Annotated in this window: 20 protein-coding genes; 10 read left to right on the top strand and 10 right to left on the bottom strand. The window is 61.5% G+C overall.

Going from position 1 to position 22,612, the window contains the following annotated elements; genetic code table 11:
- From HNQ65_RS22945 to HNQ65_RS22935, 3 genes are read right to left on the bottom strand one after another with little or no spacing between them, the layout of a single operon-like run.
- Positions 1–2,538 carry an ABC transporter permease gene (locus HNQ65_RS22945; RefSeq protein WP_184343471.1) on the bottom strand — a complete coding sequence of 846 codons (2,538 nt, stop codon included), beginning with the start codon at positions 2,536–2,538 and terminating at the stop codon, positions 1–3.
- Positions 2,535–3,200 carry an ABC transporter ATP-binding protein gene (locus HNQ65_RS22940; protein WP_184343469.1) on the bottom strand — a complete coding sequence of 222 codons (666 nt, stop codon included), beginning with the start codon at positions 3,198–3,200 and terminating at the stop codon, positions 2,535–2,537. Before HNQ65_RS22940 ends, HNQ65_RS22945 begins: the two co-directional genes overlap by 4 nt.
- Positions 3,201–3,234: 34 nt before the next feature.
- A complete protein-coding gene (locus HNQ65_RS22935; RefSeq protein WP_184343467.1) occupies positions 3,235–3,834 on the bottom strand; it encodes a riboflavin synthase in 600 nt (199 codons plus the stop codon).
- A 97-nt stretch (positions 3,835–3,931) separates the two neighbouring features.
- On the opposite strand from HNQ65_RS22935, the gene HNQ65_RS22930 reads away from it, so the two are divergent.
- Positions 3,932–6,553 (top strand): DUF1549 and DUF1553 domain-containing protein, encoded by a 2,622-nt coding sequence (locus HNQ65_RS22930; RefSeq protein ID WP_184343465.1) that lies wholly within the window; start codon positions 3,932–3,934, stop codon positions 6,551–6,553.
- A 1-nt stretch (position 6,554) separates the two neighbouring features.
- Positions 6,555–7,913 carry a DUF1501 domain-containing protein gene (locus tag HNQ65_RS22925; protein WP_184343463.1) on the top strand — a complete coding sequence of 453 codons (1,359 nt, stop codon included), beginning with the start codon at positions 6,555–6,557 and terminating at the stop codon, positions 7,911–7,913.
- A gap of 4 nt (positions 7,914–7,917) precedes the next feature.
- Here the strand turns inward: HNQ65_RS22925 and HNQ65_RS22920 are convergent, their stop codons facing one another.
- Both HNQ65_RS22920 and HNQ65_RS22915 read right to left on the bottom strand, forming a co-directional pair.
- Positions 7,918–11,109 (bottom strand): PVC-type heme-binding CxxCH protein, encoded by a 3,192-nt coding sequence (locus HNQ65_RS22920; protein WP_184343461.1) that lies wholly within the window; start codon positions 11,107–11,109, stop codon positions 7,918–7,920.
- A 70-nt stretch (positions 11,110–11,179) separates the two neighbouring features.
- Positions 11,180–11,866, bottom strand: coding sequence for a matrixin family metalloprotease (locus tag HNQ65_RS22915; RefSeq protein ID WP_184343460.1), 687 nt, complete (start codon positions 11,864–11,866; stop codon positions 11,180–11,182).
- 149 nt (positions 11,867–12,015) lie between these two features.
- Here HNQ65_RS22915 and HNQ65_RS22910 point away from each other — a divergent pair, with 149 nt between their 5' ends.
- From HNQ65_RS22910 to HNQ65_RS22900, 3 genes are read left to right on the top strand one after another with little or no spacing between them, the layout of a single operon-like run.
- Positions 12,016–13,248 carry an LL-diaminopimelate aminotransferase gene (locus HNQ65_RS22910; protein WP_184343458.1) on the top strand — a complete coding sequence of 411 codons (1,233 nt, stop codon included), beginning with the start codon at positions 12,016–12,018 and terminating at the stop codon, positions 13,246–13,248.
- 35 nt (positions 13,249–13,283) lie between these two features.
- Positions 13,284–13,478, top strand: a complete 195-nt coding sequence (locus HNQ65_RS22905) for a hypothetical protein (protein ID WP_184343456.1) — start codon at positions 13,284–13,286, stop codon at positions 13,476–13,478.
- A gap of 6 nt (positions 13,479–13,484) precedes the next feature.
- A complete protein-coding gene (locus tag HNQ65_RS22900) occupies positions 13,485–13,742 on the top strand; it encodes a type II toxin-antitoxin system RelE family toxin (protein WP_184343454.1) in 258 nt (85 codons plus the stop codon).
- A gap of 6 nt (positions 13,743–13,748) precedes the next feature.
- On the opposite strand, the gene HNQ65_RS22895 is transcribed toward HNQ65_RS22900, so the two are convergent.
- The 5 genes from HNQ65_RS22895 to HNQ65_RS22875 all read right to left on the bottom strand — a co-directional run bounded on the left by HNQ65_RS22895 (position 13,749) and on the right by HNQ65_RS22875 (position 17,687).
- Positions 13,749–15,020: a deoxyguanosinetriphosphate triphosphohydrolase family protein gene (locus tag HNQ65_RS22895; protein WP_184343452.1), complete on the bottom strand. Its 1,272-nt coding sequence runs from the start codon at positions 15,018–15,020 to the stop codon at positions 13,749–13,751.
- Between the two features lie 54 nt (positions 15,021–15,074).
- Positions 15,075–15,269: a hypothetical protein gene (locus HNQ65_RS22890; protein WP_184343450.1), complete on the bottom strand. Its 195-nt coding sequence runs from the start codon at positions 15,267–15,269 to the stop codon at positions 15,075–15,077.
- A gap of 42 nt (positions 15,270–15,311) precedes the next feature.
- Positions 15,312–15,680 carry a CoA-binding protein gene (locus HNQ65_RS22885; protein WP_184343448.1) on the bottom strand — a complete coding sequence of 123 codons (369 nt, stop codon included), beginning with the start codon at positions 15,678–15,680 and terminating at the stop codon, positions 15,312–15,314.
- Positions 15,681–16,005: 325 nt separating this feature from the next.
- Positions 16,006–16,356, bottom strand: coding sequence for a hypothetical protein (locus HNQ65_RS22880; RefSeq protein WP_184343446.1), 351 nt, complete (start codon positions 16,354–16,356; stop codon positions 16,006–16,008).
- A gap of 5 nt (positions 16,357–16,361) precedes the next feature.
- Positions 16,362–17,687 carry a c-type cytochrome domain-containing protein gene (locus tag HNQ65_RS22875; RefSeq protein WP_184343445.1) on the bottom strand — a complete coding sequence of 442 codons (1,326 nt, stop codon included), beginning with the start codon at positions 17,685–17,687 and terminating at the stop codon, positions 16,362–16,364.
- A gap of 82 nt (positions 17,688–17,769) precedes the next feature.
- Here HNQ65_RS22875 and HNQ65_RS22870 point away from each other — a divergent pair, with 82 nt between their 5' ends.
- The 5 genes from HNQ65_RS22870 to HNQ65_RS22850 all read left to right on the top strand — a co-directional run bounded on the left by HNQ65_RS22870 (position 17,770) and on the right by HNQ65_RS22850 (position 22,492).
- Positions 17,770–18,546, top strand: coding sequence for a creatininase family protein (locus HNQ65_RS22870; protein ID WP_184343443.1), 777 nt, complete (start codon positions 17,770–17,772; stop codon positions 18,544–18,546).
- Positions 18,543–19,463 carry an ABC transporter permease gene (locus HNQ65_RS22865; protein ID WP_184343441.1) on the top strand — a complete coding sequence of 307 codons (921 nt, stop codon included), beginning with the start codon at positions 18,543–18,545 and terminating at the stop codon, positions 19,461–19,463. Before HNQ65_RS22870 ends, HNQ65_RS22865 begins: the two co-directional genes overlap by 4 nt.
- A complete protein-coding gene (locus HNQ65_RS22860; RefSeq protein WP_184343439.1) occupies positions 19,460–20,329 on the top strand; it encodes an ABC transporter permease in 870 nt (289 codons plus the stop codon). Before HNQ65_RS22865 ends, HNQ65_RS22860 begins: the two co-directional genes overlap by 4 nt.
- 75 nt (positions 20,330–20,404) lie before the next feature.
- A complete protein-coding gene (locus HNQ65_RS22855) occupies positions 20,405–20,752 on the top strand; it encodes a hypothetical protein (protein ID WP_184343437.1) in 348 nt (115 codons plus the stop codon).
- A 111-nt stretch (positions 20,753–20,863) separates the two neighbouring features.
- The gene (locus HNQ65_RS22850) at positions 20,864–22,492 is read left to right on the top strand and encodes a peptide ABC transporter substrate-binding protein (protein WP_184343435.1); all 1,629 of its coding nucleotides are present in this window, start codon (positions 20,864–20,866) and stop codon (positions 22,490–22,492) included.
- Positions 22,493–22,612 lie beyond the last annotated feature (120 nt).

Below are 22,612 nucleotides of genomic sequence, written 5' to 3'. Positions count from 1 at the left end.
TCATTCCTCCGAGTGTTCTGCAGGCAGCAGCGCAGCCCATCGTCCCACCAGCGCCGCCACCGCCATGCCCACGGCCACCACCGCGGTCCCCAGCACCGCCAGGTGCCACCACACCGCGTGAAACTGCAGCGTCCATCCAAAGCACTGCTTGTTGATGCGATACACCAGCAGCCAGCCCAGCCACAGACCGGCCACGATGCCCGTGCACGCCCCCGCTCCCGCCACGCCCAGCCCCTCCAGAGCTGCCGCTCGTGCGATCTCACTTCGCGTCATCCCCAGCGAGTGCAGCGTCGCTAAGACTGCGCGCCGTTCCAGCAGCAGGCTCGTCAGCGCCAGTCCCAGCCCTGCCACCGCCACGATCACACCAATCACCTCCAGCGCGTGCGTCACCGAAAAGGTCTGTCGGAAAATGCGCAGCGCCTCGCGCCGCAGATGCGCATTCGTAAACACCCGCAGCCCGGCATGGCTGGCTTCGATCTGGTTCCTCACCGCCTCCGCATCCACCCCCGGCTTCAGCATGAGCGCCACACGCCACGCCTCATCCGTCTTGAACCATTCTCTAAACACCCCCGCTGGCAGCGTCAGCGATCCACGCTCATTCCCATATTCCGCATTCATCGCCACCACCCGCACTGCATGCCCCGCCACATCAATCACCTCTCCCACCTTCGTCCCAAATCGCTCGCTCCAGCTCTCGCTGATGATCGCATTCGTGGCTCCATCTTCACTCCTCCACCACTCCTCGTTCCTCGGTGCTTGCACCCACGCATACAGCCTATGCTTGTGCGCAAATTCCGCCTGGGTTCCCAGGATCAGCACTTCCCCGCCGCGCCACATCATCGTCTTCGCGTGGATCGCCGCCAGCTCCGCCACTTCGGCACCGCCGCCCAGCTCTTTCACCGTCGCTGCGGAGATCGCATTCGTCGATGACGCGCTCTGCGCCCCCGCGCTGCTCACATAAATGTCCGCCTTCATCGTGCGGTCGATCCAGCCCCGCATCGTGTGGTCAAAGCTCGCCACCATCACCGCCATCCCCGTCGTCATCGCCACCGCGCTCGTCAGCGCCGCCACGGCAAAGCGATGCCTCACCGTTGGCCGCCGCAGTTGGGACAAGGCCACGCGCCACACCGCAGACATCACCTTCTTGCTCGCCAGAAAGCGCAGCACCGCACCCGCCACCAAGCCAGCTCCTACCAGCCAGAAAAAGGCTGCGGCATAACCAGCCAGCGGCATCCGCGTGCCGTTCGCCAGTCTCCACACCGGCACTTGCGCCAGCAGCACCGCCGCTGCCAGCATCGCCCAGCCAATCCATTCCACTCGCCACACACGCCCGCCTTCAAACGGCGCCGCATGCCTGCCCAGCATGTGTGCAGGTGGCGTCCGTGCCGCCATGCGCGCCGGCCACCACGCCGCAATCAGGCTCGCCGTCACCGAGATCCCCAGAGCCAGCAGCGCCTCGCTCCAGCTCAGCGCCGCCTGCTGCTCGCTCGTCGCACCATACAGCGCATTCATCGTCTTCGTCACACCACCCACCGCTCCTTGCGCGCCCAGCCATCCCAGCAGCACTCCCAGCCCGCCCCCGCACAGCCCCAGCATTCCCGCTTCACACAAAAACGCCGCTTGGATCGCCCGGTCCGTCACACCAAGAGATTTCAAAATCCCGATCTCTTCCCGCCTTCTCAGCACTACACCATCCAGCGCCTGAAAAATCAAATACCCGCCCACCAGCAGCGCTAGCAGAGAGAGGATCGTGAGATTCAGCCGGAAAGCCTGCGTCATCGTCCCCGCCAGTTGCCGCCGGTCCGTACCGCCTCTCACCTGCCATCGGGTCTTGAGCAGTTCCCCCGTTTCCTCTCTCAGTTTCGGAAAGGCCGCACCATCCTGCGCCAGCACCTCCACACGGTCCACCGCATCACCCCGTTGCAGCACCGCCTGCGCGTCTGGCAAATCCATCAGCAGAAGATGCGCCGGTAATCCGGGCACACCAGGCACTTCCGGCACCACACCCGCCACCTTCAGCGCGACCACCCGGTCATCCAGGATCACCCTCAGTTCATCCCCCGCCTTCGCTCCATGCTTCGGGCTCACATACACCCCGCGCTTCACCGCCTGTAGATTCGCCCCCAGTCCGGCAGGTGCTTCGCCACGCAAATTCAGCAGCCCCACAAAATCCACGCCCAGCAGCCGCCATGTCGCGCGCGATCCGATCTCCCCATTCCCCGTGTCTCCCTCCGGCGTCACCGTCTCCTCCACCACCGGAATCAGGCTCACCGGCCGCACTCCCAGCATCTTTCGCATCTCTCGCAGATCAGCCTCATGCAGCGCCCCAGCCTCCGCCTGCACCGTCCAGTCCGGCTGTCGTGTCACTCCATCCGTAAAGGTCTCAAAGCCCGCCAGCGCCGCATTGCTTGCCAGCCTCACCGCCAGATACACGCTCGACCCCAGCGCCAGGATCAGCATCAGCGCCACCTGCTGCTTCAATGCCAGCCGCCAGTGCCTCAGGGCACAGCGCCTCAGAATGAGCAGCACCGTGCTCATGCGCCTTCGACGATCTGCCCGTCCTGCATGCGCAGCACGCGTTCACAATGTTTCACCGCCTCCGGGCTGTGCGTCACCAGCAGCAGCGCCGCCTGCGTCTCCTTCACCACCTCCGCCAGCAGATCCAGCACCTGCTCGCCCGTCGCCGTGTCCAGGCTCCCCGTCGGCTCGTCCGCAAGGATCAGTGCAGGCCGGTGCACCACCGCTCGCGCGATCGCCACCCGCTGCATCTCTCCGCCCGAAAGCTGCCCCGGCAGAGCCGCCGCACGGTGCGCTATGCCCACCCGCCCCATCAGCTCCCGCACACGCGCCTCACGTTCACCCGGCGGCACGCCCAGCAGTTGCAGCGGCAGCTCGATGTTCTCCGCTGCGCTCAGCGTCGGCAGCAGATGATAAAACTGAAACACCGTCCCGATCTGCTTGCGACGCAGCTGCGCCAGCCCGTCCGCGCTCAATCCCCCCAGCTCCTGCCCCGCGATCACCACGCTCCCGCCATCCGCGCGATCCACACCACCTGCACAGTTCAGCACCGTCGTCTTCCCGCTCCCCGATGGCCCCAGTAGCGCCACACGCTCACCTCGATCAAGCCTGAACGACACCCCGCGCAGGATCGCGCGCTGCGCATAGCTTTTGCTCAGGGACTGTACTTCAAGAACCGGCATCGGAATGGAAACGGCCTGCCATCCTGCTCGGATGCTACTTCATCGCACGCATCAGCTCGCGCACATACTTGCCCAGCATGTCAAACTCCACATTCAGCCGGTCCCCGGCCTTCTTCGTGTGCAGGTTCGTCAGTTGAAACGTGTGCGGAATGATCCAGCAGACCACGCTGCTTTCCGTCACTTCCGCTGCAGTCAATGAGATGCCATCCAGGCAGATCGACCCCTTCGGAATGACCAGCCCGCGCTGCTCCGCCGGTATCTCCACCTCCAGCCGGTGGTCTTGTCCATGCTCGCTCCAGTCCAGCACCTTCACCGTCGCATCCACATGCCCCTGCACCAAGTGCCCGCCAAACCTCGCTCCCAGCGCCATCGCCCGCTCCAGGTTCACCAGAGATCCCTCATGCAGATCCCCCAGACTCGTCACCTTCAGCGTCTGCATCAGCAGGTCAAAGCACGCCGTCTGCGCCGCCGCATCTTTCGCCGTCACTGTCAGGCAGCATCCGTTCACCGCCACGCTCTCTCCATCCGCCAGCTCCGACGCCATCGCCCCCACATTCAGAGTCAACCGCGCACTCTCTCCCCGCGCCTCCAGCGCGAGCACTTTCCCGGTAGTTTCTACAAGACCTGTAAACATGCACCGAGATAAACGGGCCAAAGCCCGCTGTCGATGCGCTGTTGCGGCAAATCTTGGCAGGAAAAACACTTCGCACGGCCGCGTAGTACCCGCTGCCATGCCACGCTTCATCGTCCACCTGGGTGCTTTGCTTGCACCCTTGATCGCTGCTTCGGCGGAGCACTGGGCATTTCAACCGCTTAAGCCCGTGAAAGCGGCGGGCGTGGATGAATTCATTCACCTCAAGCTGCGGGAGCAGGGACTGTCACCTTCGCCACGCACGGACACTCGCACGCTGATCCGCCGCGCCAGCATCGACCTCACCGGGCTGCCCCCCTCGCCGGAAGAAACGGAGGCCTTTGTCCGCGATGCCTCTCCCGATGCTTATCCTCGTCTGATCGAGCGTCTCCTCGCCTCGCCACACTATGGCGAGCAGTGGGCACGCCATTGGCTGGATGTCGCACGTTATTCCGACACCAAGGGCTACGTCTATGCGCGCGAAGAAAAGAAATGGGTGCATGCCACGCCCTATCGGGACTGGGTCGTTAGATCACTGAACGCAGACATGCCCTATGACCGTTTTCTGCTGCTGCAGCTTGCAGCAGACCAGGTGGTGCCCCCCAGGTCGCCCGATCTGGCCGCGATGGGCTTCCTCACGCTCGGGCGTCGCTTTCTCGGCGTGTCGCATGACATCATTGATGACCGCATTGATGTGGTCATGCGTGGCACCCAGGCCATGACAGTAGCGTGCGCGCGCTGTCATGATCACAAGTTCGATCCCATCCCCACACGCGACTACTACTCGCTCTACGGCATCTTCCAGAGCAGTGCGGAGGCCCTGGTCCCCTGCGCGGCGGGGGAAGACCCAAAACTCGCCGAGCTTGTTAAGAAGAACCGGGGCCTCATGACGAAACGCCGTGAGGAGCAGATGGCGCGCACACGTGCGCGGGCCGCCGATTATCAGAAGGCGCTGTCAGAGCTGGACAAGTACCCCGAGCAGGGCTTCGACCAGATCATCGATGAAAAGGATCTCAATCCTTTCATCGTCCATCGCTGGAAGGCATGGATGGACGCTCATCCCGGAGCCGAGCTGAATGAGGAAACGCTCAAGCAGGCAGATTCACCCGCCTACGTGCCTGACGAGCATATCGCAAACAATGAGATGTACTTCCCCACGGGCATCATCACCGAGCTTTGGAAGGCCCAGGCTGAGGTGGACCGCCATCTTCTCAAAACCAGCAACACCCCGGCGCATGCCACCGTCTTGCTCGATCGCCCGCTGCCCAGCAGCCCACGCGTGCTCCTCAGAGGCAATCCACTGACGAAGGGCGATGCGGTGCCAAGGCAGTTTCTGAGCCTGTTTGGGAATCAGCGGCCTTTCACCAAAGGAAGCGGACGGCTGGAACTCGCCCAGGCCATCATTGATCCGCATAATCCACTCACTGCCCGCGTCATGGTAAACCGCATCTGGCAGCACCATTTCGGACGCGGGCTGGTCAGCACACCGAGCGATTTTGGCAAGCAAGGCGGCACCCCGACTCACCCGGAACTGCTCGACTGGCTGGCCCAGCGCTTCATGGACTCCGGCTGGAGCCTCAAAACCATGCACCGGCTCATCATGCTCTCGGAAACCTATCAGCAGAGCAGCCTGAAGAGCGATTCGCGCGATCCTGACAACCGCCTGCTCTCGCGCATGAACCCGCATCGCCTGAGCTTCGAGGAAGCCCGCGATGCCTGGCTGACAGCAGCGGGTCAGTTGGATCTAAAAGTGGGAGGCCCTCCCGAGGCCTTGTTCAGCGCCAGCAACAAGCGCCGCACGCTCTACACCCTCGTGGATCGCGAGAATGTGCCCGCAGTGATGCGCACCTTCGACTTCGCCAATCCCGACCTCTCCATCCCACAGCGCAGCGAGACCAGCGTGCCACAGCAGGCCCTGTTTGGGATGAACCACCCGTTTGTGGTGCAGCAGACCCGGGCGCTGGTGAAAGCTACGACATCAGCTCCTTCAGACACCGCTAGGATCAATCGGCTCTACGCACAGCTTTTCCAGCGCCATCCCACCCAGGCAGAAGTCGAAGCCGCCCTTCGCTTCGTGCAGGAAGAGCCCGCCACCATCGCGGTGGAACCAGACCACTCAAAGTCCTGGCAGTATGGCTACGGCGAATGGAATGAAGACACCGGCCGCGTGAAGAGTTTCACGCCTCTGCCGCACTTCACCGGCAGCGCCTGGCAGGGCGCGGATGCCTGGCCAAACCCACAGCTCGGCTGGGCTCAGCTCACCGCCGCAGGCGGTCACCCCGGCAATGACCGCAGGCACGCGGTAGTACGCCGGTGGATCGCTCCTGCCAGTGGAACATACGATATCCAGTCCATGCTGATCCACGAACCCGATGTCGGAGATGGCATCCGTGGATTCATGAGCCACTCCCGGCTGGGCAAGCTGCGCGATGCCCATTTGAAGAACTCCAAGGCGGACCTCAGCCTGACCGCCATCGAGTTCCAGACCGGCGACACACTCGACTTCATCGTGGACATCGCCGACGGACTGAACAGCGATCAGTTTCTCTGGTCGCCCAAGATTGCACCGAGCACCCATGCCACTGGCTCCGGTGGTGACTCCTCTCAGGAAACCTGGGATGCCGAAAAAGATTTCTCCGCGCAGCCAAAGCAGCCTCTCAATGCCTGGGAGCAGCTGGTGCAGGTGCTGATGCTCTCCAACGAGTTCATGTTTGTCGATTGATATGAACACTCCCCCTCTCACACGCCGGGATTTTTTGCGCCGCTCCGGCATGGGCATGGCGATGCTAGGCCTGGGCGATGCGATGGCAGGCGCAAAGCCGCACCATGCTCCCAAGGCGAAGCGCGTGATCCATTTCTTCCTCAATGGCGGCCCCTCCCATGTGGACACTTTTGATCCCAAGCCCGCCCTGGAGCGCTTTGCCGGCAAGCCGGTGCCGAGTCATCGCCTCACCGAGCGAAAAACGGGCGCAGCCTTTCCTTCGCCGTTCAAATTCCAGCGCTACGGCCAGAGCGGCATTGAGGTGAGCGAGCTCTTTGCCAAAACGGCGGCTCACATTGATGACATCGCAGTCATCCGTTCCATGCAGGCGCAGGTGCCGAACCATGAGCCCTCGCTCATGCTCATGAACTGCGGAGACTCAATACAGGCACGCCCGAGCCTCGGTGCCTGGCTCACCTATGGTCTCGGCAGTGCGAACGAAAACCTGCCCGGCTTCATCGCCATGTGCCCCGGCGGCATGCCGATCAAAAGCGCGGAAAACTGGCAGGCCGCATTTCTTCCAGGTGCCTATCAGGGCACCTACGTCGATTCAAAGCATGAGCAGGTGGACCGCCTGATTGAAAACATCCGCAGTCCGCATGCAGATTCGCGTGTGCAGAACCGCCAGCTCGATCTGCTGCGCCGCATCAATGAAGCTCACCGCAGGGAGCGCAGCGATCCCCGGCTGGAGGCTCGCATCCAGAGCTTCGAGCTGGCCTACCGCATGCAGATGGAGGCTTCAGATGCTTTCGATGTCTCGCGCGAGCCTCAGCACATTCGGGACATGTATGGCGAAGGCGTGCATGCGCGGCAGACCCTCATCGCACGGCGTCTGCTGGAGCGTGGCGTGCGCATGGTGCAGCTCTGGCATGGCGCTGGCCAGCCTTGGGACAATCACGACAACATCGAAACAAACCACCGCAAGCTCTCCGCCGAAATCGACCAGCCCATTGCCGCGCTGATCGCAGACCTCAAGCAGCGTGGCATGCTGGAGGACACCCTCATTCTCTGGGGCGGTGAATTCGGCCGCACGCCCACAGTCGAAATGAGCGGGGCGAAATCAAAGCTCGGCCGCGACCACAACCACTACGGCTTCTCCGTCTGGATGGCCGGTGGCGGCATCAAAGGCGGGACCGTGCACGGCAGCACCGATGAATTCGGCTTCGCGGCGCAGGAAAACCCCACCAGCGTGCACGATCTGCATGCCACCATCCTGCACCTCATGGGCATTAACCACGAAGAGCTGACTTACCGCTACGCAGGGCGCGACTTCCGGCTGACCGATGTGTATGGCGACGTCATCACACCGGTCGTGGCTTGAAGGCTCACGGCGCCTTCAAATACGCAATCAAATCCGCCATCTGCTGCGGCGTGATCGCCCCCTCCAGCCCCTCCGGCATCAGCGAGATCCCCGGGCTCGTCAGCGACTTGATCTCGCTCCTCAGCACGCTGTCCGTACCGCCATCAGCACGCTTCAGCGTCAGATTTCCCGCCGCCTCGCTCGCGATCAGCCCCGAAAGCGTCCGCCCGTCATTCGTCTCCACAATGTAGAGCGCAAAGTTCGGCGACACCTCACGGTTCGGGTCCAGCACGTTCGTCAGGATCTGCTCATCCGTCCACGCCTTGATCGTTCCCAGGTTCGGCCCCACATCATTCCCACGGTCCAGATGCCGGTGGCACACCAGGCACATCGTCTCATACACCTTCGCTCCACGTCCCGCGTCCCCAGTAATGCGGGCACTCCTGCCCGCACCAGCCGCATCGCCAAACATCGCCGTGATGTATTGATCGATCACTGCTTTGCGATTGGAGGATGAGCCGTCGCCAATCAATTTTGCAATGCGCACAGCGAGCGCGGGAGTTTTCTGGCGGCCCAGTGTGGCCTTCGTGGCTGCGCTGAGCTGTGAGGGAAGTATCTTTTGTGCTTCGATGGCATCCAGCAGCCTGGCGATGCGGTCGGTGCGGGAGAGAAGGAGCGTGGCGGCTTTATCGCGAAGGGCTGGAGTGAGTTTGGGCCAGGATTCGATGAGGATGCCGGCGACGGCGGGATCTTGAGAAAAACGAAGTGCTTCAAGCGCAGCAAATTGGAGTTCGGCGGGCTGGGTGGGTGCCAGACTTTTGAGCACCTGAGGTTCCACTTGTTTCAATGGCTCAAACAAGGAAAGCATCCGCATGGCTCTGATTTTATCCTCCGTACTCGACGCAGCATGGTCGAGAACCTGATGCGACTCAGCCTGCCAGCGAGAAACATATTTCTGACCTCCATCAATGTTACGCGGTTCATGGGCTGTCAGCAGCTCTGTGGCTGGCCTGCCCGCAGCACTCATTCCTTCAGCCATCGCCTGCATGATCTGGCGTTTCTGATCGTCCGAAAGCCGCTCGCAAACAGCCACATTGCAAAAACAGTCCGACGGAGCGAGAGCCATCCACTGCGTCTGCGCTATCAACTTCCCTGCTGTAGAAAGCAGCAGGGTCTGTGCTGGCTTCAGCATGTCATGCCCAAGCATGCCTTCAAACAATTCATAGACACTTTTGTTGGAGCTTAGAAGCGCCGCTTCAAGCCATGGATCACCAGCGTCTTGAAGACCAATGTCCGTGACACCCAAAATGAGAGGTGGCCCTGTATGGATGGCATATTGGTCAAGCTCATGTCCACCGAGTGCGAGCGCGGCCACAAATCTCACCCGTTTTGAGGGATCGTTTCGCAAGTCCTTGACCTCATCCACAGCGGACCAATTTTCCGTGCCGTCGCTATTATTATAATAGCTGTCGAGCACTTCAACAGCCTGGGCTCGCACCTGTGGGTCTGAATCATGCAGAGCTTCTCTGCGCATCTCCCGACGATCCTTGGCGAGTTGTGGATCTGGCTTCATCACTCGTCCGTCTGAATTGGGCAAAATATCCCGCCCCCCCTTCCCACGATCCAGAGCAAGCTGCCATTCCTGCTTTAAAGCAATTGCCTGCAACGACCATAATGCAGCGACCCTGCCCTGAGCTCGTTTCCCCTCTTTAACCATCGAACACAACAACTCCACCGCCCCCTTGTCCTGCCTCTCAAAAAGCAGCCTCTGCGCCGTCTCCCGGTGCCATGCATTCGCATGGTCCAGCAGCGCCACCAGCTCAGCCGTGCTCGCCTCGCTTAGCTTCGGCGTAGCACGCTGGTGAAATGATTTCGGAGCCAGTCGAAAAAGCCGCCCCTTGTCGCTCCCGCGCAGCAGATCCACCGCCGCATGAATGTCATCCGGGATGCTCCACGGGTGCTCGATCACCTCACGGTACATGTCGCACACCGTCAGGCAGCCATCCGGTGCGTTGCTGAAATTCACCGGCCGGAACCACAGGTCATCGCTTGTGCAGAAGTTCTTGCTCCCATCCACCTGCACCGCTTTGAAAGTCACGCCGTCAGGCACCAGCTTCATCCGGTAGAAAAGATTACCCGCCACATCCGCCACAAAGGCAAAGTCCCGGTACTCCGCCGGATACGCATCACCGCGATACACCGTGATCCCTGCCGACGACGTCACCACCCCCGCGCCCACCAGTTCGCTCTTCGGCAGCGTACTGCCCTCCTTCACCCAGCGCTTCGCGCGGAATTCCCGCCACGACTCCGGCGGGCTCGTGCGATACACCGGCAGCTGGTCACCCGCCTCCGCGCAGTCATTCAGCGCACTCGGCACCACCAGATACGGATTCCTCGCCAGATAGCGGTACGGCAGCACCACATGCTGACAGGGGTTGCGGATGTTGCACAGGAAGCGGTTCCCCCAGTCGTCAAAGGTGTTCCCAAACCGCGCACCGCCGCTCTCCAGCCGCACGTCACCCGTGCTCGGGTCAAAGCTGAAGTCATTGCGCTTGATCGACAGCGGCTTGAAATCCGCCGGCAGCGGCATCACCGCCTCGCTGCCCGGCACACGCTGGATCTCCCCGCCATTGCTTCCTCCTGCCACATAGATGCGGTGATCCAGCCCCCAGATGGGATTGTTCATCACCGCCTGCACATTCAGCTTTTTAAATCCGGTAAAGACCTTCTGCCGCACATCCGCCACGCCATCACCATTCGTGTCCTTCAGGTACCACACATCCGGAGTCGCCGTCACAAAGATGCCCCCCTTCCAGCACGCCACCCCCGTCGGCCACGACAGCCCCTCCGCAAACACCGTCGCCTTGTCAAAGACCCCATCTCCATCCGTGTCCGTCAGCAGCCTCACTTTCCCGATCGCCAGGTCCGTCGGATTTTCCTGCGCATGCTTGTGGTGCTCCTTGTCCGTGTACGGGTAGTCGTTCATCTCGCACACATAGGCGCGCCCGTCCTCGTCATACGTCACCGCCACCGGGTCCGTCACCAGCGGCTCCGCGGCGATCAGCTGCATCTCAAACCCATCCAGCACATGGAATGTCCTCGCCGCATCCTTCGGCGCCACCGACGGCGACGTGGGAAACTTCAGCTCCTCCGCCGACCACACGGCCAAAGGTGCGCACAGGGACAAAGCCAGCCAGCCAGTCAGTCGTTTTTGCATCCATTGAGGACGCCCGCAGGCGGCACTTTCTTGCCCTCCTGCGGCTCTCGCCTCACAAAAAAAGCCCGCCTCACTCAGCCTCGGCCGAGACATCCATCACGCAGTGCACCCAGGTAAAGACCGGCGTCAGCGGCGCATACAGATGGCGGAGCTGTGCATAGCTGGTCTTGTCCGGCATCTTATAGGGGCCGTTTTCGCTCATCGTCTCGTTGGACGCATGCGTGTGCTGCAGGCCCAGCACATGACCGATTTCATGCGGCAGCCATTTCGTGATCGGGTCTCCCACCAGCGCAAAGGAGCGCGTGCTCCACCACTCAGATGGGTCCAGGTAGATGTGCCCGCGATCCCGGCTCCAGGGAAAGGAGGCATGCCCCATGAGCCCCGTCTGCCCATCCCATGGCTTCCCCGGCGGCGTGCCAAAGCTGATCACGATATCCGCAGGCTCACCAGCCCGCGCACGGGAGAAAGTAAACACCCCCGCAGCCTCCCAGCTCTTAAAGCTCTCGTCGATCTCACGAATCAGCTCCTCCTCGGAAAGTCGCGCAGGCACCGGCTTCGCAGTGTCCAGCTGCCACGTCAGATGCCGCTTGTTCCAGAGCTGCGGCTTGTTGTAGCTCACCGGCTTGCCCGCTCCCAGCGGACTCACAGCACTCCCGCTGATCTCCTTGTTCTGCCATGCGATCTCATGGTACGCACAGTTACTGACCAGGCAGGCAGTCCATAAGCAAAGACTTAGAGAAAATGCGCTTTTCTTCATGGCGGTGTGAAATTTTTCTTTTTTGAATTTCACACATGATAGTAATTCTCAAATGTAAGAGATGTAAATACTAATTCAGGCCTGTGTCACGATTTCGCCAGCCTTGCATCCCCGCGCCGATTCGCCACACTGCCGCCCCCTTTCCCGCCATGGCCTACATCAACGAAAACTACAACAAGCTCAAAGCCGGTTACCTCTTCCCCGAAATCGCCCGTCGTGTGAAGGCCTTCACAGAGGCCAATCCCGACGCCGCCAAGCGCCTCATCCGCTGCGGCATTGGCGACGTCACCGAGGCCCTCCCCGAGGCCGTCCGCTCCGCCATGCACAAGGCTGTCGATGAAATGGGCGACCGCGCCTCCTTCCGAGGCTACGGCCCCGAGCAGGGCTACGACTTCCTCCGCAACGCCGTCTCCGAGAACGACTTCAAGGCCCGCGGCATCCAGATTGAGGCAGATGAGATTTTCATCTCCGACGGCAGCAAGTGCGACACCGGCAACATTCTCGACATCTTCGGCGCCGGAAACAAGATCGCCATCACCGACCCTGTTTACCCTGTCTACGTGGACACCAACGTCATGGCTGGCAACACCGGAGACGCCGACGAAAACGGTGCCTACGCCGGCCTGCACTACCTCAAGTGCACCCCCGCAAATGGGTTTGTCCCAGAGATCCCCTCCGAGCGCGTGGACCTCGTTTACCTCTGCTACCCCAACAATCCCACCGGAGCCGTCGCCACCCGCGCCCAGCTCGAGGCCTGGGTCAAATACGCCCTCGCCAACGAGGCCATCATCCTCTACGACGCCGCCTACGAGGCCTTCATCCGCGACCCCGAGCTGCCCCACTCCATCTTTGAGATCGAAGGCGCCCGCGACTGCGCCATCGAATTTAGAAGCTTCTCCAAAAACGGCGGCTTCACCGGCGTCCGTTGCGGCGTCGTCGTCATCCCCAAGGGCCTCATGGGCAAGAAAAAGGACGGCACCAAGCAGGCCATCCACCCGCTCTGGAGCCGCCGCCACAGCACCAAGTTCAACGGCACCGCCTACATCGTCCAGCGCGGCGCCGAGGCCATCTACTCACCTGAGGGTAAGCAGCAGGTCACCGCGCTCATCGAGCACTACATGGGCAATGCCGCCCTCCTCGTTGAAGCCTGCAAAAAAGCCGGCCTATCCGTCTATGGGGGGGTGAATGCCCCCTACGTTTGGGTGGGCTGCCCTTCCGGCCTCACCAGCTGGCAGATGTTCGACAAAATGCTCAACGAAGCCAACGTCGTCATCACCCCCGGCAGCGGCTTCGGCAGCGCTGGCGAAGGCTACTTCCGCATCAGCGCCTTCAACAGCCGCGCCAACGTCGAAGAAGTCTGCCGCCGCATCGCTCAGCTGTAATTTGCAACCGCTTCATCTGATCTTATACTACAGCCATGCCAGTTCTTGAGGCCATCGAAAACGACATCAGGCAGCTCCCGCGCGATGCAGCGCTGGAGTTGCAGGACTGGCTGGCTGATTATCTCGATGATCAGGAAGAGTTGTCTGCCGATTTTCTCGCCTCCATCGAGCGTGGGAAAAGCGATCTGGAAGCCAATCTTAGTCGTGTAGTAAGTCCCGGCAACTCCTGAACAAGCATGCATCAGGCCACCGAGGTTTATTCCAAGGAGTTTGATCATGTCTATCTCGGCCTGTCTGCGACTATCAAGCAGCGCATTGAGACCAGAATCCGTGACCTGGGCAGCAGGTTGGAGAGCTACCCGCACATGCGCCTTCAAGGACGAAACGAGTTCAAACTCCGTGTCGGTGACTACCGCATCATCTACGAGTTCGATATTCCAAGAAATGAGATCTACCTGATCGCAATGGGCCACCGCCGCGAAGTCTATAAGTGACCAGGCTCACACGAAATCCGTGATCGACCCAAAGTCCGCGTCAAACAGCCTCCGGTACGTCCGGAACGCAAAATGGTCCGTCATGTTCGCGATCCAGTCGCACACCAGCCGCGCACGCGCCGGTGCATCCGCCGCAGTCTGAATCTCCTTCTCGATCGCTGCCGGCATCAGGTGCAGACCACGCGGCTGCACCGTGTCGATGTAGCGCTCCTTCATCACTCCAAACAGCCTCGTCAGAATAAAGTCCGCCTTGTGGTCCAGCTGCTGCAGCTGCGGGCTCAGGAAGACCAGCTCCAGCGCGATCTTCTTATGCAGGTCCGCCCTCCGGCGCTGCACCGGATCGATCTCCAGCGCATACTGGTGCCGCTTTGTGCTCTGGCTCAGAAAATTCGCCGCAGGCACCAGCTTCGTCGCCCGGATGCATTCGCCGATCAGCCGGTTCAGCCGCCCCTCCACGCGCCCCTCACGCACCGCTTTGCACAGAAACTCCACATCCGCCTGATCCGTCTCCGAGAGCTCCTGCTCCCCCGCCCAGCGCTCCAGCCGCTGCACATTGATGAATCCCGCATGAATCCCGTCCGCGATGTCATTCAGCGAGTAGGCCGTGTCATCTGCCCAGTCCATTACCTGGCACTCGATGCTTCGGAATTCGTTGCGCACCTTCCCCGGCGTCAGCTCCACCGGAAAGGCCTGCCCGCCTAGCGTAAAGTCCAGCCACCGCTCCTGCTCGTCATACAGGTAGTGGTTCTTCGCCTTCGCATCCTCCACAAACAGCGTCTTGTACTTCAGCACGCCATCCAGCAGCGCACGCGTCGGATTCATCCCGCTGCGCCCTTCGCTGAAAAGCGTCTGTGTCAGGATTCGCAGAGTCTGTGCATTCCCCTCAAAGCCGCCATACGGCGCCATCAGCTTGTGCAGCGTCCGCTCTCCGGCATGGCCAAACGGCGGATGCCCCAGGTCATGGCTCAGGCACGCGCTCTCCACCAGGTCGGAGTCAATGTAGCAGCCATCATCCAGAAACTCGCTCTGCTGCGTCAGCCACCCGCAGATGCTCCGCCCGATCTGTGCCACCTCGATGCTGTGCGTCAGTCGCGTCCTGTAAAAGTCATACTCACCGGACAGAAACACCTGCGTCTTGTTCTGCAGCCGACGGAAGGCGCTGCTGTGGATGATTCGGTCGCGATCGATCTGAAAGGCGCTCCGGTATTCCCCGGCATGCACCGGGCGTGAATCCAGGGTTTCGAGATCAAAGGTGGTGTAAAAACGGTTCGCTGGCATGCAGGTGGGTGCCGCGATGCTAGCAGGTCGTCGCAGGTGGGCAAGGCCGCTGCTTCAGCTCTTCCGGCGAAAGGCAAACTGCTCGGCGGAGAGTTGGTGGTCGCCACCATCTTCTCTCTCCCGGCGCTTGCCCCCGACAAAAGCAGGCTTGAACGGCAGGTGCTGCATCTTCTCGATCTCGTCCTCGCTCACACCCTTGGCCCGCAGTCGGCTGCGTTCCAGGATTCGATATTTATGGATCTCTAACATGGCATCTTTACGTGACTCAGACTGGCAGGTGCCTTGCAGCGTTCAAAACTGCCCCGTGTTCAGCAGCACCAGCGTGCACGCCTCCTCGCAGGCAATTCCGGCTTTTTGCAATGCATCTTCCAGTATCGCATTTTCCGCGCCAGGATTGAAAATCACTCGTTTCGGCTTCATCGCGATGATCTTTTCCTGCAGCCCCGACGAGATCGCCGCCCCCACATACATCGTCACCGTGTCCACCGGCCCCGTGACCAGCCCCGCATCCGTCACCACCGGTACACCCTCGATCTCCGCCAGCTTCGGATGCACCGGCACCACCTCATGCCCATGCTTCCTCAGCAGCAGCAGCGCACGATGACTGTACCGTTCAGGATTATCGCTCGCTCCAATAATGACAACTCTCTCTTGGCTCATAAGGTGATTGGTTTTTGACGGTTCAGATCCTCGCTGTCTCTGACACGACGAATAGACACACATTAATTACGATCATCCTGATACACCGAGATGCACGAATGGCTTCAGGCAAAAGGCGCTGATTCGCTCGCATCGCTACAAACAAGCATTTCAGCACCAAAGGTGCGACCTATCGAAGCCCAGGGCAAAGCGAGCCTAAGCGAGCGCCGCCCTGGGTTATCTGCGATCAAATCCGGAAAGCAAACCCAGCGCTCTCTCCACCTCACCGCATCCACCAGCAGCGTCTGCACGCCATCCCGCCGCAGCCCCCCCCTCTCCCACCCTCTCACTTCTGGTCCTCATCATCCAGATGAAACAGATGCAGCGCCCGATGCGCCGCCGGTGCCAGCATGATCCCCATCACCGAAATAAAAACCAGCCCGCTGAACAGCGCATAAAACGAAGCAAACAGCTTCGCCCCATCATTCGGCAGATCCCCCATCGGCCCCATCCCTCCCAAGATCATCGAGGCATTCAGCAGGCTGTCGATCCAGCTGAACCTCGCGATGTAGTGATACCCCAGAATCCCAATCCCCAGCGCCCCTCCGCACACGCCCATCCCCAGAAGGACATACTTGATCACCCGTCGTACAAAAACAAATCGACTGGCAAGAGGCTCGGTGCGCGACTCAAACATGGCTCCTACCATCCCGGCGAAGCCACAAATTGCAACACCGGCTCCGCCTTCTCCATCTCGTTGATCCTCACCCGCCCGTCATGGCAGCCAGAGATGATCCTCACGCCTTTCTCCGCACGCCGCACCAGCAGCACATTCACCCGATCCTCATGCCTCGAGACCTTGCCCTTCACCTTCCGCGCCTTCACATCCACGGAAAGAATGGCTCCATCACCGGCCGCAGTCACCAGGTTGTCACCTTCTGCAAATCCCATCGCCAGCACCTCATTCCGTCCGCCCGGTCTCAGCGTTCCATCTTTCTTCAAATCCCCATTGCCATCCCAGCGACGGATCTCCCCCTGCACATCCCCGCTCAGCGTGTCCTGGCTGTCGGCTGAAAAAACCACGCTCAGCACCGCGCTCTCATGCCCCGTGTAGGTCGCCTCGATCTGCCCGCTGCCTGCGTCAATCCGCTTCGCCGTGCGGTCCCGGCTCGCCGTCGCGATGTGTTTTCCATCCGCTGAAAACGCCATCCCCATGATCCAGTCCGCATGCGGCTCGATCTGCCATTTCAGCTTGCCGGATGGCAGCTCAAAGCAGCGCACCTGATTGTCCGCACCGCCGCACGCCAGCAGCTTCCCGTCCGGGCTCGCCACCATCGCCAGCACACAGTCACGCGCGCTCACCAGCCGTTTGCGCTCCTTCGGCTGCGCCGGATTCACCAGCCACACCTCGCCAGAGCGTCCGGGCACACCTCCGGCCACAGCCATCTGTCCCACCGCAGGCCAGGCCAGCGCCAGCACCCGTTCTGGCATGCCTCCCAGCCTTGCCTTCAGCTTCCCCGTTCCCGCCTCCCACACCAGCACTTCATGATACCCGCTCGTGCCTAGCTCATCCCCCGCAGGGTTCAGCGCTAGCGCGGTCACCGGCAGCGGCTGCGGATATTTCTCCGGTGTCTTCGCCTGCTGCTCCGGCACCACACTCCTCAGTGCAGCCTTCACGTCCGCCACATCCACCTTCGCACCACTCGCGATCCAGTCCCGGATCAGCTTCACCTCCTTCTCCGGCAGCGCATCCGCCTTCTTGGGCATGCGGTCGTCCTCATCATGCGTCGCGATCAGCCGGTACAGCTCGCTCTCCTCAGGCTTGCCCGCCTTCACCGGCGCAGCCTCACTATCGCCCGCCTTCAGCATCCGCTCCACCGTATCAAGCCGGTAGCCGCCCTTCGCCTTGTCCGCCCGGTGGCACTCCACGCATTGGTCGATCAAAAGAGGCGCGACCTGCCGCGAGAATGAAATCTCAGCAGCACCGGCGGACGCTATTAGGACGAGGAAAAAGCAGGCACGAAACATGGGGGTGGTAAGAAACGCCCCCTTCTGCCCGACTTTGTCGGACGTTGCATCTCCCGCCCGCCTCTTTTACTTCCCCCACACCATGAGCCCACGTCCCTGGATTATCGCTGAAACCAACTGGAAGCAGATCAAGACCACCCGCTACGAGGCCGCCGTGCTTCCCTGGGGCGCCACCGAGGCTCACAACTGGCACCTCCCCTACGGCACCGACTCCCTCCAAAACGACGCCATTGCCGCCGAGGCCGGACGCATCGCCTGGGAGGCCGGGGCCAAAGTCGGCATCCTCCCCAACATGCCCTTTGGTGTGCAGACCGGCCAGCTCGACATCCCCTTCTGCATCAACATGAACCCCACCACCCAGATGATGGTCCTCGAAGACGTCATCAGCAGTCTCGAAGGCGTGGGCATCATGAAATTCGTCATCCTCAACGGCCACGGCGGAAACGACTTCCGCCAGATGCTCCGCGAACTCCAGGCCCGCCACCCCAAGATGTTCCTCTCCACCGTCTCCTGGTTCAATGCGGTCAAAGGAGACGACATCTTCACCATCGTCGGAGATCACGCCGACGAGCGCGAGACCAGCCTCATGATGCACTTCCACCCTCACCTCGTTCTGCCAAAGTCCGAGTGGGGCCCCGGCACCGACAACCGCTGGAAGCTCAAGGCCATCAACGAAAAGTGGGCCTGGGCCCAGCGCGCCTGGACCAAGGCCACCAACGACACAGGCTCAGGCGATCCCCAGCACAGCACCGCCGAAAAAGGCAAACGCTACTACGAGGCCCTCGCCGCCAAAATCGCCTCCTACCTCGTCGAACTCTCCGCCGCAGACATCAGCTCCCTCTACGAGCAGCCCCAATGATCCGCTTCATCGTCAGCCGCTTCGTGCAGGGCATCATCGTGATCTTCGCGGTGATCACCATCACCTTCGCACTTTCCCAGATGGTGCCCGGCGGCGCGATTCGTACCGAGCGCAACATCACCGCCGAGGCACGCAAGGCCCAGGAGGAATACTACGGCCTCAACAAACCTTGGTATGTCCAGCTCGCTTTGCAGTTCAAACACTACGCCACACTCGATCTCCCGGAGTCCTATCACTACAAAGGCCGTGGGGTGGATGAGATCATCGCCTCCGGCTTCCCGGTCTCCGCAGCCGTCGGCGGCGCCGCACTGCTCATCGCCCTGGCAGTCGGCGTACCTCTCGGTGCACTCGCGGCGCTGCGGCCCAACACCATCGAAGACCGCACCAGCACCCTCGCCGCCACACTCGGCATCTGCACGCCCAGCATGGTGCTCGGCCCGCTCATCGCCATGCTCTTCGGCCTCCAGCTTCGTTGGTTCAATGCCTCCGGCTGGTTCGACTCCTCAGACTGGGTCCTTCCCGCGCTCACCCTCGGCATCATCTACAGCGCCTACATCGCCCGCCTCACTCGCGGCAGCCTGCGCGAAACCCTCGCTCAGGAATTCGTCCGCACCGCACGCGCCAAAGGTGCCAGCGAGTCCTCCGTGGTCTTCTTCCACGCCATGAAGCTCGCCAGTCTGCCCGTGCTCAATTTCCTCGGCCCCGCTGCCGCTGGTCTGCTCACCGGCTCCTTCATCGTTGAAACTGTCTTCCAGCTCCCCGGCCTCGGCCAGTTCTTCATCGCCGCAGCCACAAACGGCGACCACCAGCTCACCATCGCCATCTCCGTCTTCTACGCCGCCCTCATCGTCACGTTCAATTTCATCGTGGACATCCTCCAGGCCATGCTCAACCCCCGCATTCGCCTCCAGGCATGAGCATCACCGCACACCAGAGCATCTCACCCATGCGCGCCGCCTGGCGCAGGCTCATGCGCCAGCGCCTCAATGCCTGGGCCCTCGGCTTCCTCGCCGCGCTCATCGTCCTCTGCGTCGTCGGCCCCTGGCTCTCCCCCTACGATCAGGCTCAGCAAAACCTCGCTCTCAAGGCCACCTCTCCCACCGCCTCCCACTGGCTCGGCACCGATCCCCTCGGGCGCGACATGCTCACTCGCATCCTCCACGGCGGCCGCGTCTCGCTTGAGGTCGGCCTCCTCGCCACCGCCGTCGCCGCCGTCATCGGCGTCTTCTACGGCATGATCTCCGGCCTCGCCGGTGGCCGCACAGACTCGGCCATGATGCGCATCGTGGATATCCTCTACGCCTTCCCCTTCATCAATTTCGTCATCCTCCTCATGGTCATCGTCGGCCGCGAGTTCTGGCTCATCTTCGTCGCTATTGGTGCCGTCGAGTGGCTCACCATGGCCCGCGTCGTTCGCGGCCAGGTATTGGCATTAAAGAATCTCGAATTCGTCACTGCCGCACGCGCCAGCGGTGCAGGCTTCTGGCACATCGTGTGGAAGCACCTCCTGCCTAATGTCTCCGGTCAGGTCATCATCTACGCCAGCCTCACCGTCCCCGGCGTCATGCTCCTGGAGGCCGCGCTCAGCTTCCTCGGTCTCGGCATCCAGCCGCCGGACGCCAGTTGGGGCGTCCTCATCCGCGAAGGCTCCGGCTCCATGGAGGCCTACCCCTGGCTCCTCCTCTACCCCGGCCTCTTCTTCTCCACCACCCTCCTCGCCCTCAATCTCCTCGGCGACGGCCTCCGCGATGCCTTCGATCCCAAATCGATGTCACAGCATTAAAAAAATATTTTCACGCTTCATGAATACCCATGAAGCAGTCTCGTCTGAGATGATGGAAACCAATTCCATCCTCTCATGAAAACAATCGTTTCAGTCCTCGCTGCAGCCGCAGTTCTTGGCTTTGCAGCCCCCTCCACTGCCAAGGCCGACTTCCCAGGCCAGACCCGCATCGTGGGCTACACCGCATACGGCAGCCCCATCGTCTCGGTCTTCCAGGTGGTCGGTTATGACCACTGTGGCCGCCCCATCTATCAATGGGTCACTCAGGGGGCCCAGTATGGCTGCAACACCCCTCGCCCCGTGTACGTCCAGCCAGGCATCAATCTCAGCTTCGGCATCGGTGGCGGTAGTTGCAGCCCTGGCTATCGCAGCTACAACCCCGGCTACGGTTACGGCCATCACCATCACGGTTTTCACAGGTAGTAGCGTGAAGACCTGAGGCATGGCCTCCTGCTCGGCCCCGTCAGTGCACTGACGGGGCCGTTTTGTTGATGCCTCGTTGCACGATGCTCCCGCCTCGTGTCATGTTTCCACATGCGCTGGCTTTACCGTGCCCTCACTCTCCTCGCCTTCATCGGCGGCATCGCGTGGTTCCACCACGTCCGCACCCACCGCCCCACTCGGGTCGAGCTCGCCAACCGCGCCGGCATCCTCCTCCTCGGCAATGGCTCCGAGCCCGCCGCCCTCGATCCCCAGATCGTCAGCGGCCAGCCCGAGCACATGATTTTCCATGCGCTCTTCGAGGGCCTCATCGCTCCCGCCGCTGACCATCCCGACTCCGACGCCCCCGGCGCAGCCGCTTCCTGGACCTCCGAAAACTTCACCGTCTGGACCTTCAAGCTCCAGCCTCACGGAAAATGGAGCGACGGCACACCGCTCACCGCCGCCGATTTCTGCTACGCCTACCAGCGCATCCTCACCGCCCAGCTCGGAGCCGACTACGCCGGCATGCTCTACCCCATGCTCAATGCCGAGGAGTACCACACCGGCAAAATCAAAGACTTCTCCCAGGTCGGTGTCAAAGCCCTCGATCCCCTAACCCTGCAGATCACCCTCAAAGGCCCCACGCCTTATCTGCCCAGCATGCTCAAGCACTACTCTTGGTTCCCCGTGCCACGACATGTCATCGAAAAATTCGGCAAAATCTCCGACCGCAACACCCGCTGGACGCGCCCCGCCAACATGGTCACCAACGGCCCCTTCAAGCTCAAAAGTTGGGACGTCAATCAGGCCGTCTCCGTCGAGCGCAACCCCCACTACTGGGACGCCGCCACCGTCAAGCTCAACGGCATCGTCTTCCTCCCCATCTCCAGCGACACCACCGAGGAGCGCGCCTTCAATGACGGCCAGCTCCACGTCACGCTCACCATGCCTCTCTCCAAGATCCCCATCTATCGCGAGAGCAAATCACCCTTCTATCACAATGACCCGCTCCTCAGCGTGTACATGTACCGCTGCAACACCACCAAAAAACCCTTCGACAATCCCCTCGTCCGAAAAGCCCTCGCTCTCGCCATCGACCGCGAAAGCATCACTCGCAATATCCTCCGCGCAGGTCAGCAGCCCGCCACCGGCCTCACCCCGCCCGGCTGCAATCCCGACTACCGCGTCCCCAGCATCATGCGCTTCGATCCCGCCGAGGCACGCCGCCTCCTCGCCCAGGCAGGATTCCCCGATGGCAAAGGCTTCCCGCCCTTCGACATCCTTATCAATACCAGCGAGGCACACCGCTCCCTCGCCGAAGCCGTCCAGGCCATGTGGAAAGAGCACCTCCACATCCCCGCCGGTGTCCTCAATCAGGACTGGGGCGTTTACATCGAGTCCCAGCGCAAGCTCGACTACACCATCGCCCGCTTCGGCTGGGTCGGCGACTACCTCGACCCCTCCACCTTCCTCTCCATCTGGCAGACCGGCGATGGCAACAACAACACCGGCTGGAGCAGCCCCCGCTACGACGAGCTCATCCACCAGAGCTTCCTCGAAGGCAACGTCACCAAGCGCCTCCAGCTCCTCAACGAAGCCGAGACCATCCTCCTCAACGAAGCCCCCATGCTTCCCATCTACTGGTACACCCACTCCTACCTCATGCGCCCCGAAGTCAAAGGCCTCAAACCCTCCCTCCTCGAGCACCGCTGTTACAAAGCCATCGAGCTGAAGCCATAGGCCGCAGGCACAAAAAAAGGCGCGGGATATCATCCCGCGCCTCTCATCATCTTGCTATTGTCTTCGTCAGCCCTCGTTCGAGCTACCTCATCTTATAGCAATTAAAATAAAGATGTAACC

The sequence above is a fragment of the Prosthecobacter vanneervenii genome (assembly GCF_014203095.1).
In the GTDB taxonomy this organism is placed as follows: Bacteria; Verrucomicrobiota; Verrucomicrobiia; order Verrucomicrobiales; family Verrucomicrobiaceae; genus Prosthecobacter; species Prosthecobacter vanneervenii.
Note: the sequence above shows the minus strand (reverse complement) of the source record. Positions and strands in the feature narration are given on the sequence as shown.